Annotated in this window: 20 protein-coding genes; 4 read left to right on the plus strand and 16 right to left on the minus strand. The window is 39.7% G+C overall.

Annotated features, from left to right (window positions below; genetic code table 11):
• Position 1: 1 nt before the first annotated feature.
• The 8 genes from AB8525_RS04095 to AB8525_RS04130 all read right to left on the minus strand — a co-directional run bounded on the left by AB8525_RS04095 (position 2) and on the right by AB8525_RS04130 (position 6,396).
• A complete protein-coding gene (locus AB8525_RS04095; protein WP_369178775.1) occupies positions 2 to 775 on the minus strand; it encodes a respiratory nitrate reductase subunit gamma in 774 nt (257 codons plus the stop codon).
• Positions 776 to 877: 102 nt separating this feature from the next.
• Positions 878 to 1,201 (minus strand): TusE/DsrC/DsvC family sulfur relay protein, encoded by a 324-nt coding sequence (locus AB8525_RS04100; protein WP_369152790.1) that lies wholly within the window; start codon positions 1,199 to 1,201, stop codon positions 878 to 880.
• Positions 1,202 to 1,259: 58 nt separating this feature from the next.
• On the minus strand, positions 1,260 to 1,556 hold the full coding sequence (gene tusB, locus AB8525_RS04105; protein ID WP_369152792.1) for a sulfurtransferase complex subunit TusB: 297 nt from the start codon (positions 1,554 to 1,556) through the stop codon (positions 1,260 to 1,262).
• Positions 1,557 to 1,568: 12 nt separating this feature from the next.
• Positions 1,569 to 1,973 carry a sulfurtransferase complex subunit TusC gene (gene tusC, locus AB8525_RS04110; protein WP_369152794.1) on the minus strand — a complete coding sequence of 135 codons (405 nt, stop codon included), beginning with the start codon at positions 1,971 to 1,973 and terminating at the stop codon, positions 1,569 to 1,571.
• Position 1,974: 1 nt separating this feature from the next.
• Positions 1,975 to 2,376, minus strand: a complete 402-nt coding sequence (gene tusD, locus AB8525_RS04115) for a sulfurtransferase complex subunit TusD (protein WP_369152797.1) — start codon at positions 2,374 to 2,376, stop codon at positions 1,975 to 1,977.
• A gap of 11 nt (positions 2,377 to 2,387) precedes the next feature.
• Positions 2,388 to 3,461: a dissimilatory-type sulfite reductase subunit beta gene (dsrB, locus tag AB8525_RS04120; protein ID WP_369152799.1), complete on the minus strand. Its 1,074-nt coding sequence runs from the start codon at positions 3,459 to 3,461 to the stop codon at positions 2,388 to 2,390.
• Positions 3,462 to 3,491: 30 nt separating this feature from the next.
• Complete coding sequence (gene dsrA, locus AB8525_RS04125) at positions 3,492 to 4,796, minus strand: dissimilatory-type sulfite reductase subunit alpha (protein ID WP_369178777.1); 1,305 nt, start codon at positions 4,794 to 4,796, stop codon at positions 3,492 to 3,494.
• Between the two features lie 166 nt (positions 4,797 to 4,962).
• Positions 4,963 to 6,396, minus strand: a complete 1,434-nt coding sequence (locus AB8525_RS04130) for a glutamate synthase subunit beta (RefSeq protein ID WP_369179009.1) — start codon at positions 6,394 to 6,396, stop codon at positions 4,963 to 4,965.
• 106 nt (positions 6,397 to 6,502) lie between these two features.
• Here AB8525_RS04130 and rplS point away from each other — a divergent pair, with 106 nt between their 5' ends.
• Together rplS and xerD are read left to right on the plus strand one after the other, a co-directional pair.
• The gene (rplS, locus tag AB8525_RS04135; RefSeq protein ID WP_369152805.1) at positions 6,503 to 6,856 is read left to right on the plus strand and encodes a 50S ribosomal protein L19; all 354 of its coding nucleotides are present in this window, start codon (positions 6,503 to 6,505) and stop codon (positions 6,854 to 6,856) included.
• Between the two features lie 63 nt (positions 6,857 to 6,919).
• Positions 6,920 to 7,795, plus strand: coding sequence for a site-specific tyrosine recombinase XerD (gene xerD / locus AB8525_RS04140; RefSeq protein ID WP_369178779.1), 876 nt, complete (start codon positions 6,920 to 6,922; stop codon positions 7,793 to 7,795).
• 213 nt (positions 7,796 to 8,008) lie between these two features.
• Here the strand turns inward: xerD and greA are convergent, their stop codons facing one another.
• The 4 genes from greA to carA are packed head-to-tail and all read right to left on the minus strand — an operon-like array spanning position 8,009 to position 13,518.
• A complete protein-coding gene (greA, locus tag AB8525_RS04145; protein WP_369178780.1) occupies positions 8,009 to 8,485 on the minus strand; it encodes a transcription elongation factor GreA in 477 nt (158 codons plus the stop codon).
• A gap of 10 nt (positions 8,486 to 8,495) precedes the next feature.
• Positions 8,496 to 11,705 (minus strand): carbamoyl-phosphate synthase large subunit, encoded by a 3,210-nt coding sequence (gene carB / locus AB8525_RS04150; protein WP_369178782.1) that lies wholly within the window; start codon positions 11,703 to 11,705, stop codon positions 8,496 to 8,498.
• Positions 11,706 to 11,731: 26 nt separating this feature from the next.
• Positions 11,732 to 12,400 (minus strand): VacJ family lipoprotein, encoded by a 669-nt coding sequence (locus AB8525_RS04155; RefSeq protein WP_369178784.1) that lies wholly within the window; start codon positions 12,398 to 12,400, stop codon positions 11,732 to 11,734.
• Positions 12,397 to 13,518, minus strand: coding sequence for a glutamine-hydrolyzing carbamoyl-phosphate synthase small subunit (gene carA, locus AB8525_RS04160; protein WP_369178786.1), 1,122 nt, complete (start codon positions 13,516 to 13,518; stop codon positions 12,397 to 12,399). Before carA ends, AB8525_RS04155 begins: the two co-directional genes overlap by 4 nt.
• Before the next feature lie 104 nt (positions 13,519 to 13,622).
• On the opposite strand from carA, the gene AB8525_RS04165 reads away from it, so the two are divergent.
• Together AB8525_RS04165 and thiS are read left to right on the plus strand one after the other, a co-directional pair.
• The gene (locus AB8525_RS04165; RefSeq protein WP_369152815.1) at positions 13,623 to 13,892 is read left to right on the plus strand and encodes a heavy-metal-associated domain-containing protein; all 270 of its coding nucleotides are present in this window, start codon (positions 13,623 to 13,625) and stop codon (positions 13,890 to 13,892) included.
• On the plus strand, positions 13,889 to 14,089 hold the full coding sequence (gene thiS, locus AB8525_RS04170) for a sulfur carrier protein ThiS (protein WP_369152817.1): 201 nt from the start codon (positions 13,889 to 13,891) through the stop codon (positions 14,087 to 14,089). Before AB8525_RS04165 ends, thiS begins: the two co-directional genes overlap by 4 nt.
• Here the strand turns inward: thiS and AB8525_RS04175 are convergent.
• The 4 genes from AB8525_RS04175 to prmA are packed head-to-tail and all read right to left on the minus strand — an operon-like array spanning position 14,086 to position 16,649.
• The gene (locus AB8525_RS04175; RefSeq protein WP_369178788.1) at positions 14,086 to 14,397 is read right to left on the minus strand and encodes a type II toxin-antitoxin system PemK/MazF family toxin; all 312 of its coding nucleotides are present in this window, start codon (positions 14,395 to 14,397) and stop codon (positions 14,086 to 14,088) included. The genes thiS and AB8525_RS04175 overlap by 4 nt on opposite strands.
• 32 nt (positions 14,398 to 14,429) lie before the next feature.
• Positions 14,430 to 14,684 carry a CopG family transcriptional regulator gene (locus AB8525_RS04180; protein WP_369152819.1) on the minus strand — a complete coding sequence of 85 codons (255 nt, stop codon included), beginning with the start codon at positions 14,682 to 14,684 and terminating at the stop codon, positions 14,430 to 14,432.
• A gap of 46 nt (positions 14,685 to 14,730) precedes the next feature.
• Complete coding sequence (locus AB8525_RS04185; protein WP_369178790.1) at positions 14,731 to 15,774, minus strand: tRNA (5-methylaminomethyl-2-thiouridylate)-methyltransferase; 1,044 nt, start codon at positions 15,772 to 15,774, stop codon at positions 14,731 to 14,733.
• Positions 15,771 to 16,649, minus strand: coding sequence for a 50S ribosomal protein L11 methyltransferase (prmA, locus tag AB8525_RS04190; RefSeq protein ID WP_369178792.1), 879 nt, complete (start codon positions 16,647 to 16,649; stop codon positions 15,771 to 15,773). The genes AB8525_RS04185 and prmA overlap by 4 nt, the downstream gene beginning before the upstream one ends.
• Positions 16,650 to 16,715 lie beyond the last annotated feature (66 nt).

Consider the following 16,715-nt stretch of genomic DNA (forward strand, 5'->3'; position numbering starts at 1 on the left):
ATTATTCGTCCTTACCTAAAGTTTCATTTAATCTAACTTCCTGTTCTTTTTCTTGCCTCAATGCCCATGGTGAGATGTGGCGTTTTTTGCGTGCATCATCAACTTGGTTGCGAGTCGGGCTAAAAAACACACCTGGAACATGTAACAATTTTGAAATTGGGAAAATTGCCATTAATACAAATACCATAAAGATATGCACCAAAAAATGTACTTCTGTCGGTAAGTTTGCCCAATCAAAAGTCAACAAGCCAGAGGCAAATTGTTTCACCATAATCACATCAGTGTGGTTGCTGGTGAATGTCATCACTGCGCCACTAATACCAATTACCAGCATTAAAATAAGCATTAAATAATCAGAAGGTGCTGAGATATAACGAATACGCTCAACGGCAATACGACGACCCATTAAACCTATCAGTCCAATTACCATTGCAAACGCTGCGTATTTAAAAGGTTGAACCAATAAAAATATTTCAGGCAAGTCGCCTGGCCAAAAATAGCGTGCATGGCGGATTAAAACCAACAATAAACCCACATGGAACAACCAGCCAAATAGCCAAGTCCACTTATTAGATTTAAACAAACTTTCAAACAACACGACTTCGCGTGCCATTCTCATCACTACCCCTGTTTGCGTTAACGGCGTGGGAGCGGTTGGAATTTTAAGAGGAGCAGGGGTTATCCAATATTGGTAGATTTTCCTTGCCATGCCGACAAGGAAAATTCCCAAGGATATATAAAATAAAGTCGTAAAAAAAATACTTACTACAGACATATTACTCTCAAAAAAAATTCAAAAAATTTGGGAAAACATCCGCTAAAAAACAGATGTTTTCAATAAAATCTCAACAAGAAACCGAAGTTTCTTGGAGATTTACTAGATACAACCAGTTGGCTTTGGAAGACCAGCGAAACGACAACCTTGCTTACCAGGACCATACGGGAATAAAGAATAAAGATACTTAGAGTTGCCTTTTTCTTTACCGAACTGCTTACCAATTGCTTTAGTAAGTACACGAACTGCTGGTGCAATTTGGTACTCTTCAAAATAATCGCGTAGGAAATTAATAACATCCCAATGCTCTTCAGATAACTCAATATCGTCACCTTTTGCCATTTCTACAGCAATTTCCTTGTTCCAATCACTTAGGTCTACCAAGAAACCTTCTTCATCTACTTCTGCTCCACATATTTCAGCCATTTTTAACTCCTTTTATTTATTTTAAAAAATATTTATCTGGTAATAACGATTTAACTCGCTACACCCACGAAACTGCTGTTCCGTGCTCCACAACTAAATCAACAAAGCCTTCGTAGTCAACCAATTTAATGTTGTCTGCAACCTTTGATGAAATCCCTCTCGCCTCGACATCGCCTTGCAATGCAAATACTCGACCTTCTGCTGCCAAATCGGCAAGCAGTGAAGATTTTGTATTTTTTGCAGCGGAAATGACACCGTCTTCGATGAGTAAAATAACACTACTATCATCAATTGTATTTAAACAAGACTGCAGTGAATTACGCTCAAAAACTGATTTATTTACTGTATGTAACATAATGATTACTCCTTAAAAACTTAAACAAACATCTTGATCAGACATAAGTTTAGAAAGTTCCGCGTTAGAAACAATCTTAACACTTGGCTTTTCTGCCCAATCATCATCTTCATCTTCGTAAATCAAAGGCATAAGGTCGTCTGCACTTAACCCTCTTTCTTCCAAAGATTCAGCTGATACATAAAGCTGATTAATGTCATAATCGCCAAGCGCATGAAAAGTCTTAGAAAAGTTTTTCATACCAATACCGTCGGTATTTTGACCTTCAACGATTTGATAAACGCCGTCGTCAATAAATGCCAAAGACACATCTTGCTCGAAAGCGGCAGCAATCAAAACCACCTCTAACGACTCTAATGCGTACACAGTACCGTAAGGTGCCTTACGGTTTAAATACATAAATTTCTTTGTACTCATCTTAGTCTCCAAATACTACTAAACGATCAGACTGAATGCCTGCTTCAATCAACTGACCTAAGCCAGAGATACGAAATGCTGGGTGAATGTTATTACCTTCAATACCATTTTTCTGAGCCTCAGAATCATCAACTAAACCACGACGAAGTGCAGCGGCAATACAAACCACTAACTCCGGCTCACCCTCTGCGTTTTTAATGTCTAATGATGCCCAATTGTTCACAATATGGCGGTCATCTTGTGGCGGTACGGTAAAGCGTGTCGCGTTATCAACGCCATCGTGATAAAAGAACACACGAAAAATTTCGTGTCCTTTTGCAATCGCCGCTTTAGCAAACTGATATGCTGTGTCAGAGGCTTGATGCTGATAAGGACCTTCGTTAATTTGAATAGAAATTTTCATCTTTAACTACCTTAGAAACGGATATAAGCAGAAGAGTTCAACTGGTGACGCGTCCCTTTCCAGTCAGAAACATGGAATTTAGTAAATGGCAATCCAGTCTTTTCAAAGAATGCTGGCCAGCCGATACGCTCAACCCATTCTCCTACTCTTTCCCAATCACGAGCATCGCCTTTATAAACAGCAAGGATTTGTTTAACAACTGCACCTACTTCTGGCCATCTTGGCGGATTGTTTGGTAGTCCTGCTGCTACTAACTTTTGGAATGAAGGCTTGCTTCGTGCATTTGAATGCTTACCGCCAATCCAGATAGCAATCTTAGAATGCTCAGGATCGTTGATTTGCATTGGCGGACAAGGTGGGAAACAAGCACCACAACAAATACATTTCTTCTCATCCACTTCCAAAGTTGGTTTGCCGTTAACCATCGCTGGACGAATCGCAGCCACTGGACAACGCGCAACAACCGTTGGACGCTCACAAACATTAGCCACTAAATCGTGATTAATCTTAGGTGGCTTAGTGTGTTGGATGTTAATCGCAATATCACCATGACCACCGCAGTTAATCTGACAACAAGAAGTTGTCATATGCACACGGTTAGGCATTTCTTCTTTTTTGTATTCATCATACAATTCATCCATCAATGCTTTTACCACACCCGATGCATCAGTACCTGGAATATCACAGTGTAGCCAACCCTGGGTGTGTGAAATCATTGATACCGTTGGACCTGTGCCACCTACTGGGAAACCAGCAGACTCTAATGCTTCAATTAAAGGATTTACCTTTGCTTCAACATCAACCATGAATTCAACATTTGAACGGATAGTGAAACGGATATAGCCATCACCAAATTCATCAGCAATATCGGCTAACTTTTTGATTGTATAAACATCCATTTGTCTTTGTGTACCACAACGAACAGTCCAAATTTCTTCGTTATGCTTTGAAGTGTGGTGCAATACACCTGGACGAGGACGATCATGATAAGCCCATGTGCCATAGTTACGACGCATTGTCGGGTGCATGTATTGTACTGGATCAGGGCAACCTGATTCGATAGGCATTCTTACTGGTTCAGCCATAATATTTTCTCCTAAATTCTTTTAATTAAATTACGCGTTTACTTCTGCTTTATTTTCAAACCACTTGGTCGCTTCTTCATCCCACTTGTCCATACGAACATATGACATATAACGAGGAGAATCAACCATATTAGGATTAACATCTAAGCCAATACCTTCCATGAAATTTACAATACCGATTCGTTCAATCATTTCACCTGTGCGCTCGTGTTCTAGTGCATTTTCAGCAAAAAAGTCAATCACTTCACCAGCCAATTCTTCAATGGCTTCATAATCATCTTCAGTTTCAAGTTTCATAAATGGAACAACAACGGTACCAAATAAATCACCAATCTTCAAAGTGCGCTTACCACCCATACAGATAGTAACGCCTTTGTCATCACCTGTTGCTAAGATTGCACCTTCAGCAGCATCGCTAATGTATTTATGTGTTAAAGGTGAAGTTACATTTAAACAATGCATACACTTAACGCAGTTTTTATTATCAATCGTCAATGAAGTATCAGACTCAACTTTCATTGCCTGTGTAGGACAACGAGAAGTAATGTTGTCAACCACATAATCCATACCTTTGTCCGCAACCATTGCCTTCCATGCGTCTTGGTTGATTTTAATATCATCTCTCCAAGTGCCGATGGTTGAGAAGTCTGAACGCTCAATAGAGTTCATACAGTCATTCGCACAACCTGAGACTTTAAATTTCATTTTGTATGGTAAAGCTGGGCGATGCATATCATCTAAAAATGCATTAACCAAAGTTCTTAGTGCTGCTTGCTCATTCGTATTTGACATTTCACAACGCGAAGCACCCACACAAGACATACCTGTGCGAACCGCAGGACCTGCGCCACCCATATCAAAACCATAGTCATTAAATTTATTGAAAATAGTTTGCGTTGTTTCTTCAGTTGCACCTTGCAACATAATGTCACCCGACTGACCATGAAATGCAATCAAACCAGAACCACCATTATCAACAAACATATCGCACATATCTCTCAATAACTTAGAGGTGTAATGCATACCTGCTGGTGGCTGAATTCTTAAAGTGTGGAACTCGCCCGCATCTTTAAATTTAAAGTCACCGTTTTCGTCTTTCAACTCGTTAAAGCGTGGGATAACACCACCACCATAACCAACAACACCTACTGTGCCGCCTTTCCAGTAACCTTTCTTAGTCACATATGAGGTTTCAAGTGTTGCCAAAACATCACGCACCATACTGGCACCTTCGTGATCATCCTGTGCTAATTTTTTTAGACCTGTTACAAACGAAGGCCATGGACCATTTTCCAACTCATCAAGGTTGGGTGTGTTATATAACTCTTTTGCCATTTTATTTCTCCAATAATTTTAATAAATTTCCTAATTTCAAGAAAAGGAAATGTGAACGAGATAATTATACTCAAACTCAACAAAAAACGCCAACAAATGTTGGCGTTTTATTAGTGGTATTTATGACTATCTCCTAAGGGATATATAAATGGATAGTTAGGGTTATTTAAGCAAGATATTCATCCACTTTCTCAGCAACACCACGACCTTCATTGATTGCCCAAACAACTAATGACTGACCACGACGGCAATCGCCTGCGGTAAAGATGCCTGTTTGAGAAGTGGCGTATTCGCCATAAGTCGCTTGATAATTACCTCGTTCGTCAAGGGCAATATCGGCATCATCGCTTAAATAATGTTCTGGTGCAATAAAGCCCATTGATAATAAGACCAATTGTGTGTCCCATATTTTTTCACTGCCGTCAATTTCAATTAATTTACCATCTTTAAAATCAACATTCACCGTATTTAAGCCTATCACTTTACCCTCTGCGTCTTTACTAAATGACTTAGTCATTAAATGATATTGCCTCGGGTCGGCGCCAAATACTTCTGCTACTTCTTCATGTCCATAATCCACCCGATAAATTAACGGCCATAATGGCCAAGGATTGTTTTCCGCGCGTTCCTCAGGGGGTTTGCCCATCAATTCAAAATTCACAATGGATTTTGCACCTTGCCGCAATGCTGTGCCGATGCAATCCGTGCCGGTATCGCCGCCACCAATTACAATCACGGCTTTGCCTTTGGCAGATAATTCTGAATCATCTGCATGCCCAGTGTCTAATAAAATTTGGGTATTTTTTGTCAGATATTCCATTGCCAAATGCACGCCTTTCGCCTCACGATTATCCACTGGCAAATCACGAGCTTTTGTCGCACCTGTGGTAAAGACTAATGCATCAAAATCCTTTTGTAGTTGTTCAGTTGTTATATCTTTACCAACATCAACATTAGTGATAAATTCAACTCCCGACGCTTTGAGCAAATTCACCCGACGATTGACCACTTCTTTGCCGAGTTTCATATTCGGAATGCCATACATTAATAAACCACCAATTCTATCAGCCCGTTCAAAAACAGTCACACTATGCCCTAATTTATTGAGTTCTTCCGCTGTTGCCAAACCCGCAGGACCTGAGCCAACAACTGCCACTTTCTTGCCAGTACGATGTGATACTTTATGTGGTGCAATCCAACCTTCTGTAAAACCACGGTCAACAATCGCTTGCTCAATGTTCTTAATGGTTACCGCTGGATTATTCATCCCTAATACACACGACCCCTCGCAAGGTGCAGGACAAACACGCCCTGTAAATTCAGGAAAATTATTGGTTTTATGTAAACGAACCAACGCCGCTTGCCATTTGTCGTGATACACCAAATCATTCCATTCAGGAATTAGATTATCAACAGGACAACCTTCGTTCGATTGGCAAAATGGCACACCACAATCCATACATCTTGCCCCTTGCTCCTGTAAATGGACAACATTATGAGTATCGGTAAAAATTTCACTATAATCTTGAATACGCGATTTCACTGAGCGATACGGCTCAGTTTTCCTATCAAATTCCTTAAAACCAGTTACTTTTCCCATTACAAATTGATACATATATACAAAGTGCATAATTATATCTTGTTTAACAATTACAATGACTGTATAATTCTCCCTTTTTGAAAAGTTGAAACAAAGGAAGGCAGTCATGAATATAATTGACCAAATTGAAAGCGAACAGTTGAGAACAGACATCCCTGCATTCGCATCAGGCGATACAGTTATCGTCCAAGTGAAGGTGCGTGAAGGTGAACGCGAAAGACTACAGGCATTTGAAGGTGTTGTTATTGCGAAGAAAAATCGTGGCATTGGTTCAGCCTTCACAGTAAGAAAAATTTCTCATGGTGAAGGGGTTGAGCGTGTTTTTCAAACACATTCTAAAATGATTGATTCTGTCGAAGTTAAGCGTCGTGGTAAAGTTCGCCAAGCGAAGTTATACTATCTTCGTGGTCTTACAGGCAAGAAAGCGAGAATTAAAGAGAAATTGGCTGCTAAAAAATAATAGCAAACCATTCTTTTAAAAATACCGGCATATAGTCGGTATTTTTTTGTCTAAAATCTACCTATGAAAAACAACCCGCAACTCATCGACAAATTCCTTGATCATTACTGGCTATCATCAGGTGCAAGTCAAAATACTTTGTTAGCCTATCGCTCTGATTTAAAACTATTTTCCAAATGGTTAAAACACCCGCTTGAAACCGTAACAGATACCACAATCAACGATTATTTCAAACACCGTTCGCTCAACCCTGCCACACAAGCTCGTATTCTCACTTGTTTAGGCACTTTTTACAACTATCTAGTAACAACAAAAACGATTGGCACCAATCCAACTGAAAAACTCCATCAACCCAAGCAAGTACAAAAACTCCCCATATTTTTAAACATTAATGAAGTGGAATCTTTATTAAATACACCCGATGAAAAAACCATTTTTGGTATGCGTGACCGTGCAATGCTAGAGTTATTATATTCATGTGGATTACGCGTTTCAGAACTGATTAATTTAGAATACCACAACCTCAACCTAAATGAAGAATATATCCGAATTCACGGCAAAGGCAACAAAGAACGCATACTTCCAATGGGTGAAATAGCAATGGATTACCTCTCCATTTACGCAGAAAAATCTCGCCCCTTTCTACTAAAAAATGGACAAAACGACGCCTATTTTTTAAGCAATCGCAGTGCAAGAATGAGCCGACAAAATTTTTTCTATATCATTAAAGCCTATGCCCTAAAAGCTGGAATCAACAAACCTCTATCCCCACACACACTCCGCCACGCCTTTGCCACGCATCTAGTTCAACAAGGGGCTGATTTACGCAGTGTACAGTTAATGCTAGGACACAGTGATATTTCTACCACCCAAATCTACACCCACATACAAAACACTCAACTTAAATCTCAACATCAAAAACACCATCCCCGTGGTTGAGTAACTTATTGAGACCTTTGCATAAATATGAATAATCATCAAAACGCCATCTTTCATCAAATTACAAACTTTTTAAACACCCTTAGCCCTGCTAGGAGTGGATTTAAAAAATTTCCAATTTAATAAAATCTGTCATTTTGCTAATCATCCCTATTTATGCAAAAGTCTCTATTAATCATTACAAATAAATAATAAAAGAGATTAACTTGTAAATTAGATATACTCAACTTCTAAAATTTCGTATTGAATTTTTCCAGCTGGGGCGTTGACGGTTACTTCATCGCCTTCTTCGTTACCGAGTAAAGCGGCGGCGATTGGGGAATGGCAGGATATTTTTTTGAGACTGATATCGGATTCATCTTCACCGACGATTTGGTAGGTGATTTCGCTGTCATCGGCGAGATTCATTAGGGTGATGGTAGTGCCGAAGACACATCTGCCGTCTTGGTTGAGTTTGTTGACATCAATGACTTGCATACGGGAAAGTTTTGACTCGATTTCTTTAATTCGACCCTCAATAAAACCTTGCTCTTCTTTAGCTGCGTGGTATTCGGCATTTTCTTTTAAATCACCGTGTGCACGAGCGGTGGCAATTTCTTCAACAATACGGGGGCGTTCTCTGTCTTTTAGATTTAATAATTCTACTTCTAGAGCTTTTGCACCTGCAACGGTCATTGGGATAGTTTCCATATTTTGCCTCTTAACGGTTAAGTGATTGCACCGTTCTTACAGTGATTTCATCGTGTGTATTTAAACCATCTAACATCGCAAATGCAGCTGCAACTGTGGTGGTAAATGGTACTTTATGTACTAATGCTTGACAGCGAATGGCGGCAGCATCTTCTGCACCTTGTGTATCTTCGGTGGAATTAATGATTAAATCAATTTCATTATTTTTAATCATATCCACAATATGTGGCGAGCCTTCGGATACTTTATTGACGGTTTCGCACTCTAAGCCTGCATCAATAAGTTCCTCTTTGTTACTACGCGTTGCCACTAAACTAAAACCTTGCCTGGTTAGTTGCTTGCCTAAATCCACTAAATCATCACGATCTAATTTACGCAAACTAACAAAAACTCTACCTTTTTTTGGTGCACGACTGCCAGCAGCGAGTTGAGCTTTGTCAAAGGCAGAAGCAAAATCATCACCTATACCCATTACTTCGCCAGTTGAACGCATTTCTGGGCCTAAAATCGGATCAACACCCAAGAATTTGTTGAATGGAAACACCGCTTCTTTGACACTGAAATGTTTTGGAATGACTTCTTCAGTAAAATTTAATTCTTTGAGTGTTTTTCCTGACATCACTCGTGCTGCGATATTTGCCAATGGCTTGCCAATGGCTTTGGACACAAATGGCACAGTGCGCGATGCGCGTGGATTGACCTCAATAATGTAAATTTCACCATCTTGGTAAGCCATTTGCGTATTCATTAAACCAATTACATTGAGTTTTTTTGCCATTGCAACTACTTGTGTACGCATTTCATTTAATACATCGTCAGCCAGTGAATATGGTGGCAACGAACAGGCAGAATCGCCTGAGTGAATACCTGCTTGCTCAATATGTTGCATAATACCACCGATAACCACATCTTCACCATCGCAAATCACATCAATATCAACTTCAATTGCGTGGTCAAGGAAAGAGTCTAATAATACTGGCGAATCATTGGATACTTGCACGGCTGTGTGCATATAGTGGTCAAGGCTTTCCTTGTTATAAACGATTTCCATTGCACGACCACCTAACACATAAGAAGGTCGCACAACTAATGGAAAACCGATACCATCAGCAATATCTTGTGCTTGCTCTAATGAACGCGCTGTGCCATTAAGCGGTTGTTTGAGCTCTAATTCTTGTAGCATTTTAGAAAATTGCTCACGATCTTCGGCTAAATCAATTGCATCGGGACTGGTGCCAATGATATTTGCACCATTCTTTTCTAAAGCTTCAGCAAGTTTTAATGGGGTTTGCCCACCATAATGAACGATAATGCCTTCTGGATTTTCAATTTCAATAATAGACAACACATCTTCGAGCGTTAATGGCTCAAAATAAAGGCGGTCAGAAATGTCATAATCGGTGGAAACGGTTTCAGGATTACAATTCACCATAATAGTTTCATAACCATCAGCACGCAATGCCAAAGACGCATGGACACAGCAATAATCAAACTCAATACCTTGTCCGATACGGTTCGGTCCACCGCCCAAAATCATAATTTTTTTCTTATCGGTTGGGTTGGCTTCGCATTGTTGTTGATAGGTGGAATATAAATAAGCAGTTTGCGTATCAAACTCGGCTGCACAACTGTCCACCCGTTTGAATACAGGCTTAACATTTAAGGCTTTGCGTCGCTCTCGTACTGAAGATTCGCTACAATTACACAATTGCGCCAAACGCGCATCGGAAAAACCTTTGCGTTTTAAGCCAAATAATGTATCAGCATCAATCTCAGTAATATCACTACCATTAATTTGCATTTCGTTAGAAACGATATCTTGGATTTGTGCTAAAAACCACGGATCGACTTTAGACAAATCAAATATTTCATTTAATGACATACCTAATCTAAATGCGTCAGCTAAATAGAAGATTCGTTCACCACGGGCGGTGATACATTCTGACCTAATTTTATTTTTCGCATCGTCAGCATTTAAATCAACTATTGGTTCTAAGCCAACTTTATCTATTTCTAAACCACGCAGAGCTTTTTGCAATGACTCTTGGAAAGTTGAGCCCATTGCCATCACTTCGCCTACAGATTTCATTTGTGTGGTTAAGCGGTCATCTGCTTTTGGGAACTTTTCAAAGGCAAATCTTGGGATTTTAGTCACGACATAATCAATACTCGGCTCAAATGACGCAGGGGTTTTACCACTTGTAATATCATTATCCAATTCATCCAAAGTATAGCCAACTGCAAGTTTTGCAGCCACTTTTGCAATTGGAAAACCCGTTGCTTTTGAGGCTAAAGCCGATGAACGCGATACGCGTGGATTCATTTCAATAATGGTTAAGCGGCCATTTTTAGGATTGAGCGCAAATTGCACATTTGAGCCACCCGTGTCCACACCAATTTCACGCAAAACGGCAAGTGATGCATCACGCATTACTTGGTACTCTTTGTCGGTCAAAGTTTGTGCGGGGGCAACGGTAATTGAGTCACCCGTATGAATGCCCATTGGGTCAAAATTCTCAATTGAACAAATAATAATACAGTTGTCTTTGGTATCACGCACCACTTCCATTTCGAATTCTTTCCAACCGAGAATGGATTCCTCAACTAACAATTCGTTGGTCGGAGATAAGTCTAAACCTCGTTCACAAATTTCAACAAATTCATCTCGATTGTAAGCGATACCGCCACCAGAACCGCCCATCGTGAATGATGGACGAATCACAGTTGGATAGCCAACTTTTTCTTGTACTGCAAATGCTTCTTCTAAATTATGGGCAACCGCTGCTTCTGGCATATCGAGACCAATTTTAAGCATTGCTTCACGGAATAAATCACGATCTTCAGCTTTATCAATGGCTTCTTTTTTCGCACCAATCATTTCCACGCCATGCTTTTCTAACACACCGTGTCGTTCTAAATCTAATGCACAATTGAGTGCAGTTTGCCCACCCATTGTCGGTAACAATGCGTCTGGCTTTTCAACTTCAATAATTTTTTCAACCGTACGCCATTCAATCGGCTCAATGTAAGTCGCATCCGCCATTTGCGGGTCGGTCATAATCGTTGCTGGATTGGAATTGACCAAAATAACACGGTAGCCTTCCTCGCGTAATGCAGTGCAGGCTTGCGCACCTGAATAATCAAATTCACACGCTTGTCCGATAACAATCGGGCCTGCGCCAATAATAAGGATACTTTCTAAGTCATGTCTTTTAGGCATTTTATATTTTAAAAATTAGGTTAGGTTTAAAATTCGTCTTCGTCTGGTAAATCGCCGTTATAAATATCAAATTTACGCTTTTGAAAATAACCCGAACGCATTGCAATATATGGGTCATCTGTTTTTTTAAGTAAATCGGTAACAGGCAATAATTTAACGCGAGTATCAAGTGCCTGCATTCCAGTAATACCAAGTTTTTGTGCCGTTGTTAAAGGGCGAGTTTGCTCTACTTTCTGCACACCATCGCCAATTCTACCTGCTGTGTCACGCACCACTGAAGGCCCAAACACTGGCAATACAATATAATTACCTTTTGGCGCACCCCAAACAGCGAGCGTTTGCCCAAAATCTTCCTCAGTTTTTTCCAAACCGATTTCACTAGCCACATCAAACAATCCAAATAAACCGATTGTAGAATTAATCAAAACTCTACTTAATGTATTGGCACCGCTCACTATTTCAAACTGTGCCAATTCATTACCGAGTGTTGCAACATCGCCAACATTAGAAGAAAAATCACTCACACGATTTTGCACTGGATTAGGTATATTCTCTTTATATGACTTTGCAATTGGCTCGAAAAAACTTTCATCTAAAGTTTGGTTAAATTCGAAAGTTGCACGGTTCATTTCCTCCCACGGGTCTTCGTTCGCCATCAGCGAAAAAGACAAAAATATTAATATAACAAATTTCATTTCTTCATATCCTCTATAAATGTATCAAATAATCCACCCATATCTCTTGGACCAGGTGATGCTTCAGGGTGTCCTTGGAAGCCAAAAGCTTTTTTACCTGCCACTCTAACCCCTTGAATAGAATCATCAAATAATGATTTATGAGTTACTTCCAAACTCATTGGCATACTGTCTTTTGATACGGAAAAACCGTGATTTTGTGAAGTAATCATCACCTGCCCAGTGTTCAAATCTTGCACGGGGTGATTAGCGCCATGATGACCGAATTTCATTTTTACCGTTTTCGCACCACTTGCCAATGACAATAACTGATGCCCTAAGCAAATGCCGAATATTGGTATATTTTTTTCTAATAAAGTTTGAATGTTTTTAATTGCATAATTACACGGTTTAGGGTCTCCTGGTCCGTTGGACAAAAACACACCATCAGGATTTGTGGCTAATACTTCATCAACAGGCATTTGTGCATTGACAACGGTTAAATCACAGCCTCTGTCCACCAACATTCTGAGTATATTTTTCTTTACACCGTAATCGTAAACGGTAACCTTAAATTTAGTATCCAACGCATTAAATTCACCGCTTTCCAATGAATAAGAGCCTTCGTTGAAATCGTATTGCTTCGGCGTTGATACCACCTTTGCCAAATCCATATTTTTTAACCCTGCGAAAGCCTGTGCTTTTTCAATCGCAACTGCTTTGTCAATATTATCACCAGTAACAATGCACCCTTTGAGTGTTCCTTTTTTACGCAAATGACGGGTTAACGCACGAGTATCAATATCACTGATAGCGACAATATTATGCTTAACCAAATATTCATCCAATGGCATTGTGCTACGCCAATTACTCACCATTAAAGGCAAATCACGAATGATTAAACCTGATGCATAAATTTGTGCAGATTCTTCATCAACTGGATTTGTGCCGGTATTACCGATGTGTGGGTAGGTAAGTGCAACGATTTGTTGTGCATACGATGGGTCAGTTAAAATTTCTTGATAGCCCGTCATTGAAGTGTTAAACACCACTTCACCGACTGTATTGCCATTAACGCCAATAGATTTTCCACGGAAAACCTGACCATCCTCTAACGCTAATAATGCAACTTGTGACACTGAATACTCCCTGGTTCAAAACTTCGGAAATTTTACCATAACTGATATTTATTTTGGCACTCAAATGATATAATATTCACTTTAAACTCAACTGGAAATTCATAATGGAAATTATCGTAGAAAATATCAAATGTGGTGGTTGTGCTGGCACGATTACTAAGAAATTAAACGCAACATTCAACACAGACAGCACCGATATCAATGTTGAGCAAGGCATTGTTACTATTGCCGTTGATGACAGTAAACGCGATGAAGTGGCTAAAACTTTATTAAGTATAGGCTACCCTGAAACCGATACAGTTCAAGGCTTAGGCTCGGTAAAGGCCAAAGCGAAATCATTCGTTTCTTGTGCCATTGGAAAAATGGATAAGTGAGACTGATTTTAAATGGCGAGTCGTTAGAAGTCGCTGACAATCTCAGTGCTTACGATTTAATCGTGCAATTAGGCTATGAAAATCAACGCATTGCATTAGAAGTCAATGAAGTGATTATTGCCAAATCCAAACACGCTGAATTTACCCTGAATGCAGGGGATAAAGTTGAGATTATTAAGGCGGTGGGTGGTGGTTAGTCGTGAAAACCGAGGATCCACTCAAGTTTTTTCTCGATTTCTTGCATTTCGTTTTGACTGAGTTTAGTCAGCATATCTGAGGTAAGTTTGCTGGTATCAATTGCACGAATATAGTCACAGATAACATCTGAATCGTATTTTAATTGGTCTCGCTGTTTAATTCGAAATCGTAGTGTGGAATCATCAATTAGAACAGTGCTTAAAGGCAGGATATTAACCGTTTTGTGGTTGCTTAAATTTAAGTTATTGGATTGAATAACTAAAACTGGGCAGATTTTTCCAATTTCAGCGCCTCTGCTAGGATTCATATTAGCTAAATAAACATTACCCCTAACAAAATTCATTTTTCTTCCCAGGGTGGCAGCAGATATTCATCGTCTATAGCCTCAAAATCTCTAATCAGTTCATCATCCATACCTCTAGCACGCAAAGAATCTTCTCTCATTTTTTTTGCCATTTTCCTATTTTTGATTTTCTTTTGGTAATCCATAATCGCTTTACGAATCAATGCACTTTTAGAGATACGCTCTTCTAACGCCATTTCATTGATTTGATTAAAAAAATCATCTTGTGTTTTTAAAGTAATTGTTTTCATAATACCTATTTAGTAATAAAAAGTAATACCATTATAACTTACTTTTTTAAACCATCCACTCTTTTTTAATTTCAGCAGCAGAAAACGGCTTAACACTTAATTGCTGCACCACACCAACATTGAGTTTAACTTCCACGACAACTAACTTTTCTTCTCTGCCTTGAGAATAACGCGCCAAAATTTTAGCAGCAATTTGCAAGTCTGCTTGATTTGGCTCACCATCAATCAACGCCAACGGCCCATTACAACTGGTGGGATATAGATTTGCATATTGATTACGATAACCTTCTAAGAATTTCACTTCACCTTCTTCTCTAGCAATAATCATTTTAAAACGCGGATTTGGACGAATATGCCTGCCGACTTTAAGCATCATTAAATCGTCCAATTCATATTCGCGATTGCCACGAGATTGCCACATATCCACCAGTTTATCCGAATATTGTTTATCGGTTAAAAAACAACAACCCCCTGCTGGCGTGGCATAATCTTCAAAGCCGTATTGCTTGGCAAGTGCCATTTGCGGCTTGCGTGTTCTGCCTGAGAAATCTAATAATTTCTCTCTATCTACCCAACCTTCAATCTCCGCTTTGGTTTCTGGCAGATGCTTGGCACACAAAGGTCGCAATAATAAGTCATCAGCACCTGACTCCCTTTGCACAATCGGCATAGTTTCTTTGCGTTGCGACATCGGGCGTTGCCCCATCACCTCGCCAGTAATAATAAAGTCAAACTCATTTTCCTCCATCCACTGCTTGGCTTTTTTCACCATAAATCCCTTGCAATCAAGGCAAGGATTCATATTCTTACCATAACCGTGCTTTGGGTTAAGCAACACATCACGATACTCTTCAATCACATCAATAATATGCAATTTAATACCGAGTTGCTCTGCCACCCATAAGGCATTATTGCGTTTTGGTTTGTCTTTTTTCTGCTTCCGAATAGCGTGGGTATGCCCTTCCACACAAAACCCTGTAAAGAAATTAATCCCCTCCACATGAATGCCTTGGTCAAGCAACAACTTAGTGCTTAAAAGAGAGTCCAACCCCCCTGAAATTAACGATACTGCTTTTATTTGCTTGCTCATTTTCTCACTCCATTTACTCGACACCAGTCCTCTTTTTGCACTACTTTTAACCCTGAAAAATACTCACCATAAGCATCCAATATCATCCCCAATTGTTCGTGCAAAATACCCGATAAAACAAGTTTCCCACCCGATTTAACCAACTTAGAAAAGTGCTCACACAAACCCACCAAAGGCTTTGCCAAAATATTGGCAATCAGCAAATCCACTTTTTCCAACTGCCCTTCATTATCAATATGTAGTGCGATAATTTTAGCTCCCACCTGATTATTTTCAATATTACTGCGTGTCGCAATCACCGCCTGCGGGTCATTATCCACACAAACCGCCCGATTAGCCCCCAATTTAACAGCGGCAATCGCCAAAATACCTGACCCCGAACCATAATCAATCACACTTTGCCCCATAGGCGGATTCTCATCCAAATATTGCAAACACAAATCTGTCGTTTGATGCGTCCCCGTACCAAATGCCAACCCTGGATCCATATTAATCACCACCGCATCATCAGGTAATTGCGCACTGTCTTCCCACGACGGACAAATCCAAACACGCCTACCAAATTGCATCGCATGAAAATCCTTCTTACACTCATCTTCCCAAACCCGGTCTTTAAGCAATTCAAATTCCACTTCATCAATCTGACAAATTTGCTTTAAAGAATTTTTAACAAATGTTTGGTCGGTGCTGACATCAAACAACGCAGCAATGGTTACGAACTGCCACAAAGGCGTTTCACCCACAGGCGGCTCAAAAATCTCATCATCATTAGTATCACTAAAAGTAACCGAAACACACCCCAACCCCATCAACACTTCACTGACAAAATCCGCATTCTCTTTATTCGTTTTTAAACTTAATTGTATCCAATCCATAACAGCGAAATTATACAGAATTTCATTCCCTTATAAAAACCAAGTAAATAACTAAGGTAATAACCA

This window comes from Candidatus Thiodubiliella endoseptemdiera, from assembly GCF_964212635.1.
GTDB classification, from domain to species: domain Bacteria; phylum Pseudomonadota; class Gammaproteobacteria; order PS1; family Pseudothioglobaceae; genus Thiodubiliella; species Thiodubiliella endoseptemdiera.

Excerpts from the sequence above, each read along its gene's own strand:
- AB8525_RS04095 (WP_369178775.1), bottom strand. The coding sequence starts at position 775 with ATGTCTGTAGTAAGTATTTTTTTTACGACTTTATTTTATATATCCTTG.
- AB8525_RS04100 (WP_369152790.1), bottom strand. The coding sequence starts at position 1,201 with ATGGCTGAAATATGTGGAGCAGAAGTAGATGAAGAAGGTTTCTTGGTA.
- tusB (WP_369152792.1), bottom strand. The coding sequence starts at position 1,556 with ATGTTACATACAGTAAATAAATCAGTTTTTGAGCGTAATTCACTGCAG.
- tusC (WP_369152794.1), bottom strand. The coding sequence starts at position 1,973 with ATGAGTACAAAGAAATTTATGTATTTAAACCGTAAGGCACCTTACGGT.
- tusD (WP_369152797.1), bottom strand. The coding sequence starts at position 2,376 with ATGAAAATTTCTATTCAAATTAACGAAGGTCCTTATCAGCATCAAGCC.
- dsrB (WP_369152799.1), bottom strand. The coding sequence starts at position 3,461 with ATGGCTGAACCAGTAAGAATGCCTATCGAATCAGGTTGCCCTGATCCA.
- dsrA (WP_369178777.1), bottom strand. The coding sequence starts at position 4,796 with ATGGCAAAAGAGTTATATAACACACCCAACCTTGATGAGTTGGAAAAT.
- AB8525_RS04130 (WP_369179009.1), bottom strand. The coding sequence starts at position 6,396 with ATGGGAAAAGTAACTGGTTTTAAGGAATTTGATAGGAAAACTGAGCCG.
- rplS (WP_369152805.1), top strand. The coding sequence starts at position 6,503 with ATGAATATAATTGACCAAATTGAAAGCGAACAGTTGAGAACAGACATC.
- xerD (WP_369178779.1), top strand. The coding sequence starts at position 6,920 with ATGAAAAACAACCCGCAACTCATCGACAAATTCCTTGATCATTACTGG.
- greA (WP_369178780.1), bottom strand. The coding sequence starts at position 8,485 with ATGGAAACTATCCCAATGACCGTTGCAGGTGCAAAAGCTCTAGAAGTA.
- carB (WP_369178782.1), bottom strand. The coding sequence starts at position 11,705 with ATGCCTAAAAGACATGACTTAGAAAGTATCCTTATTATTGGCGCAGGC.
- AB8525_RS04155 (WP_369178784.1), bottom strand. The coding sequence starts at position 12,400 with ATGAAATTTGTTATATTAATATTTTTGTCTTTTTCGCTGATGGCGAAC.
- AB8525_RS04165 (WP_369152815.1), top strand. The coding sequence starts at position 13,623 with ATGGAAATTATCGTAGAAAATATCAAATGTGGTGGTTGTGCTGGCACG.
- AB8525_RS04175 (WP_369178788.1), bottom strand. The coding sequence starts at position 14,397 with ATGAATCCTAGCAGAGGCGCTGAAATTGGAAAAATCTGCCCAGTTTTA.
- AB8525_RS04180 (WP_369152819.1), bottom strand. The coding sequence starts at position 14,684 with ATGAAAACAATTACTTTAAAAACACAAGATGATTTTTTTAATCAAATC.
- AB8525_RS04185 (WP_369178790.1), bottom strand. The coding sequence starts at position 15,774 with ATGAGCAAGCAAATAAAAGCAGTATCGTTAATTTCAGGGGGGTTGGAC.
- prmA (WP_369178792.1), bottom strand. The coding sequence starts at position 16,649 with ATGGATTGGATACAATTAAGTTTAAAAACGAATAAAGAGAATGCGGAT.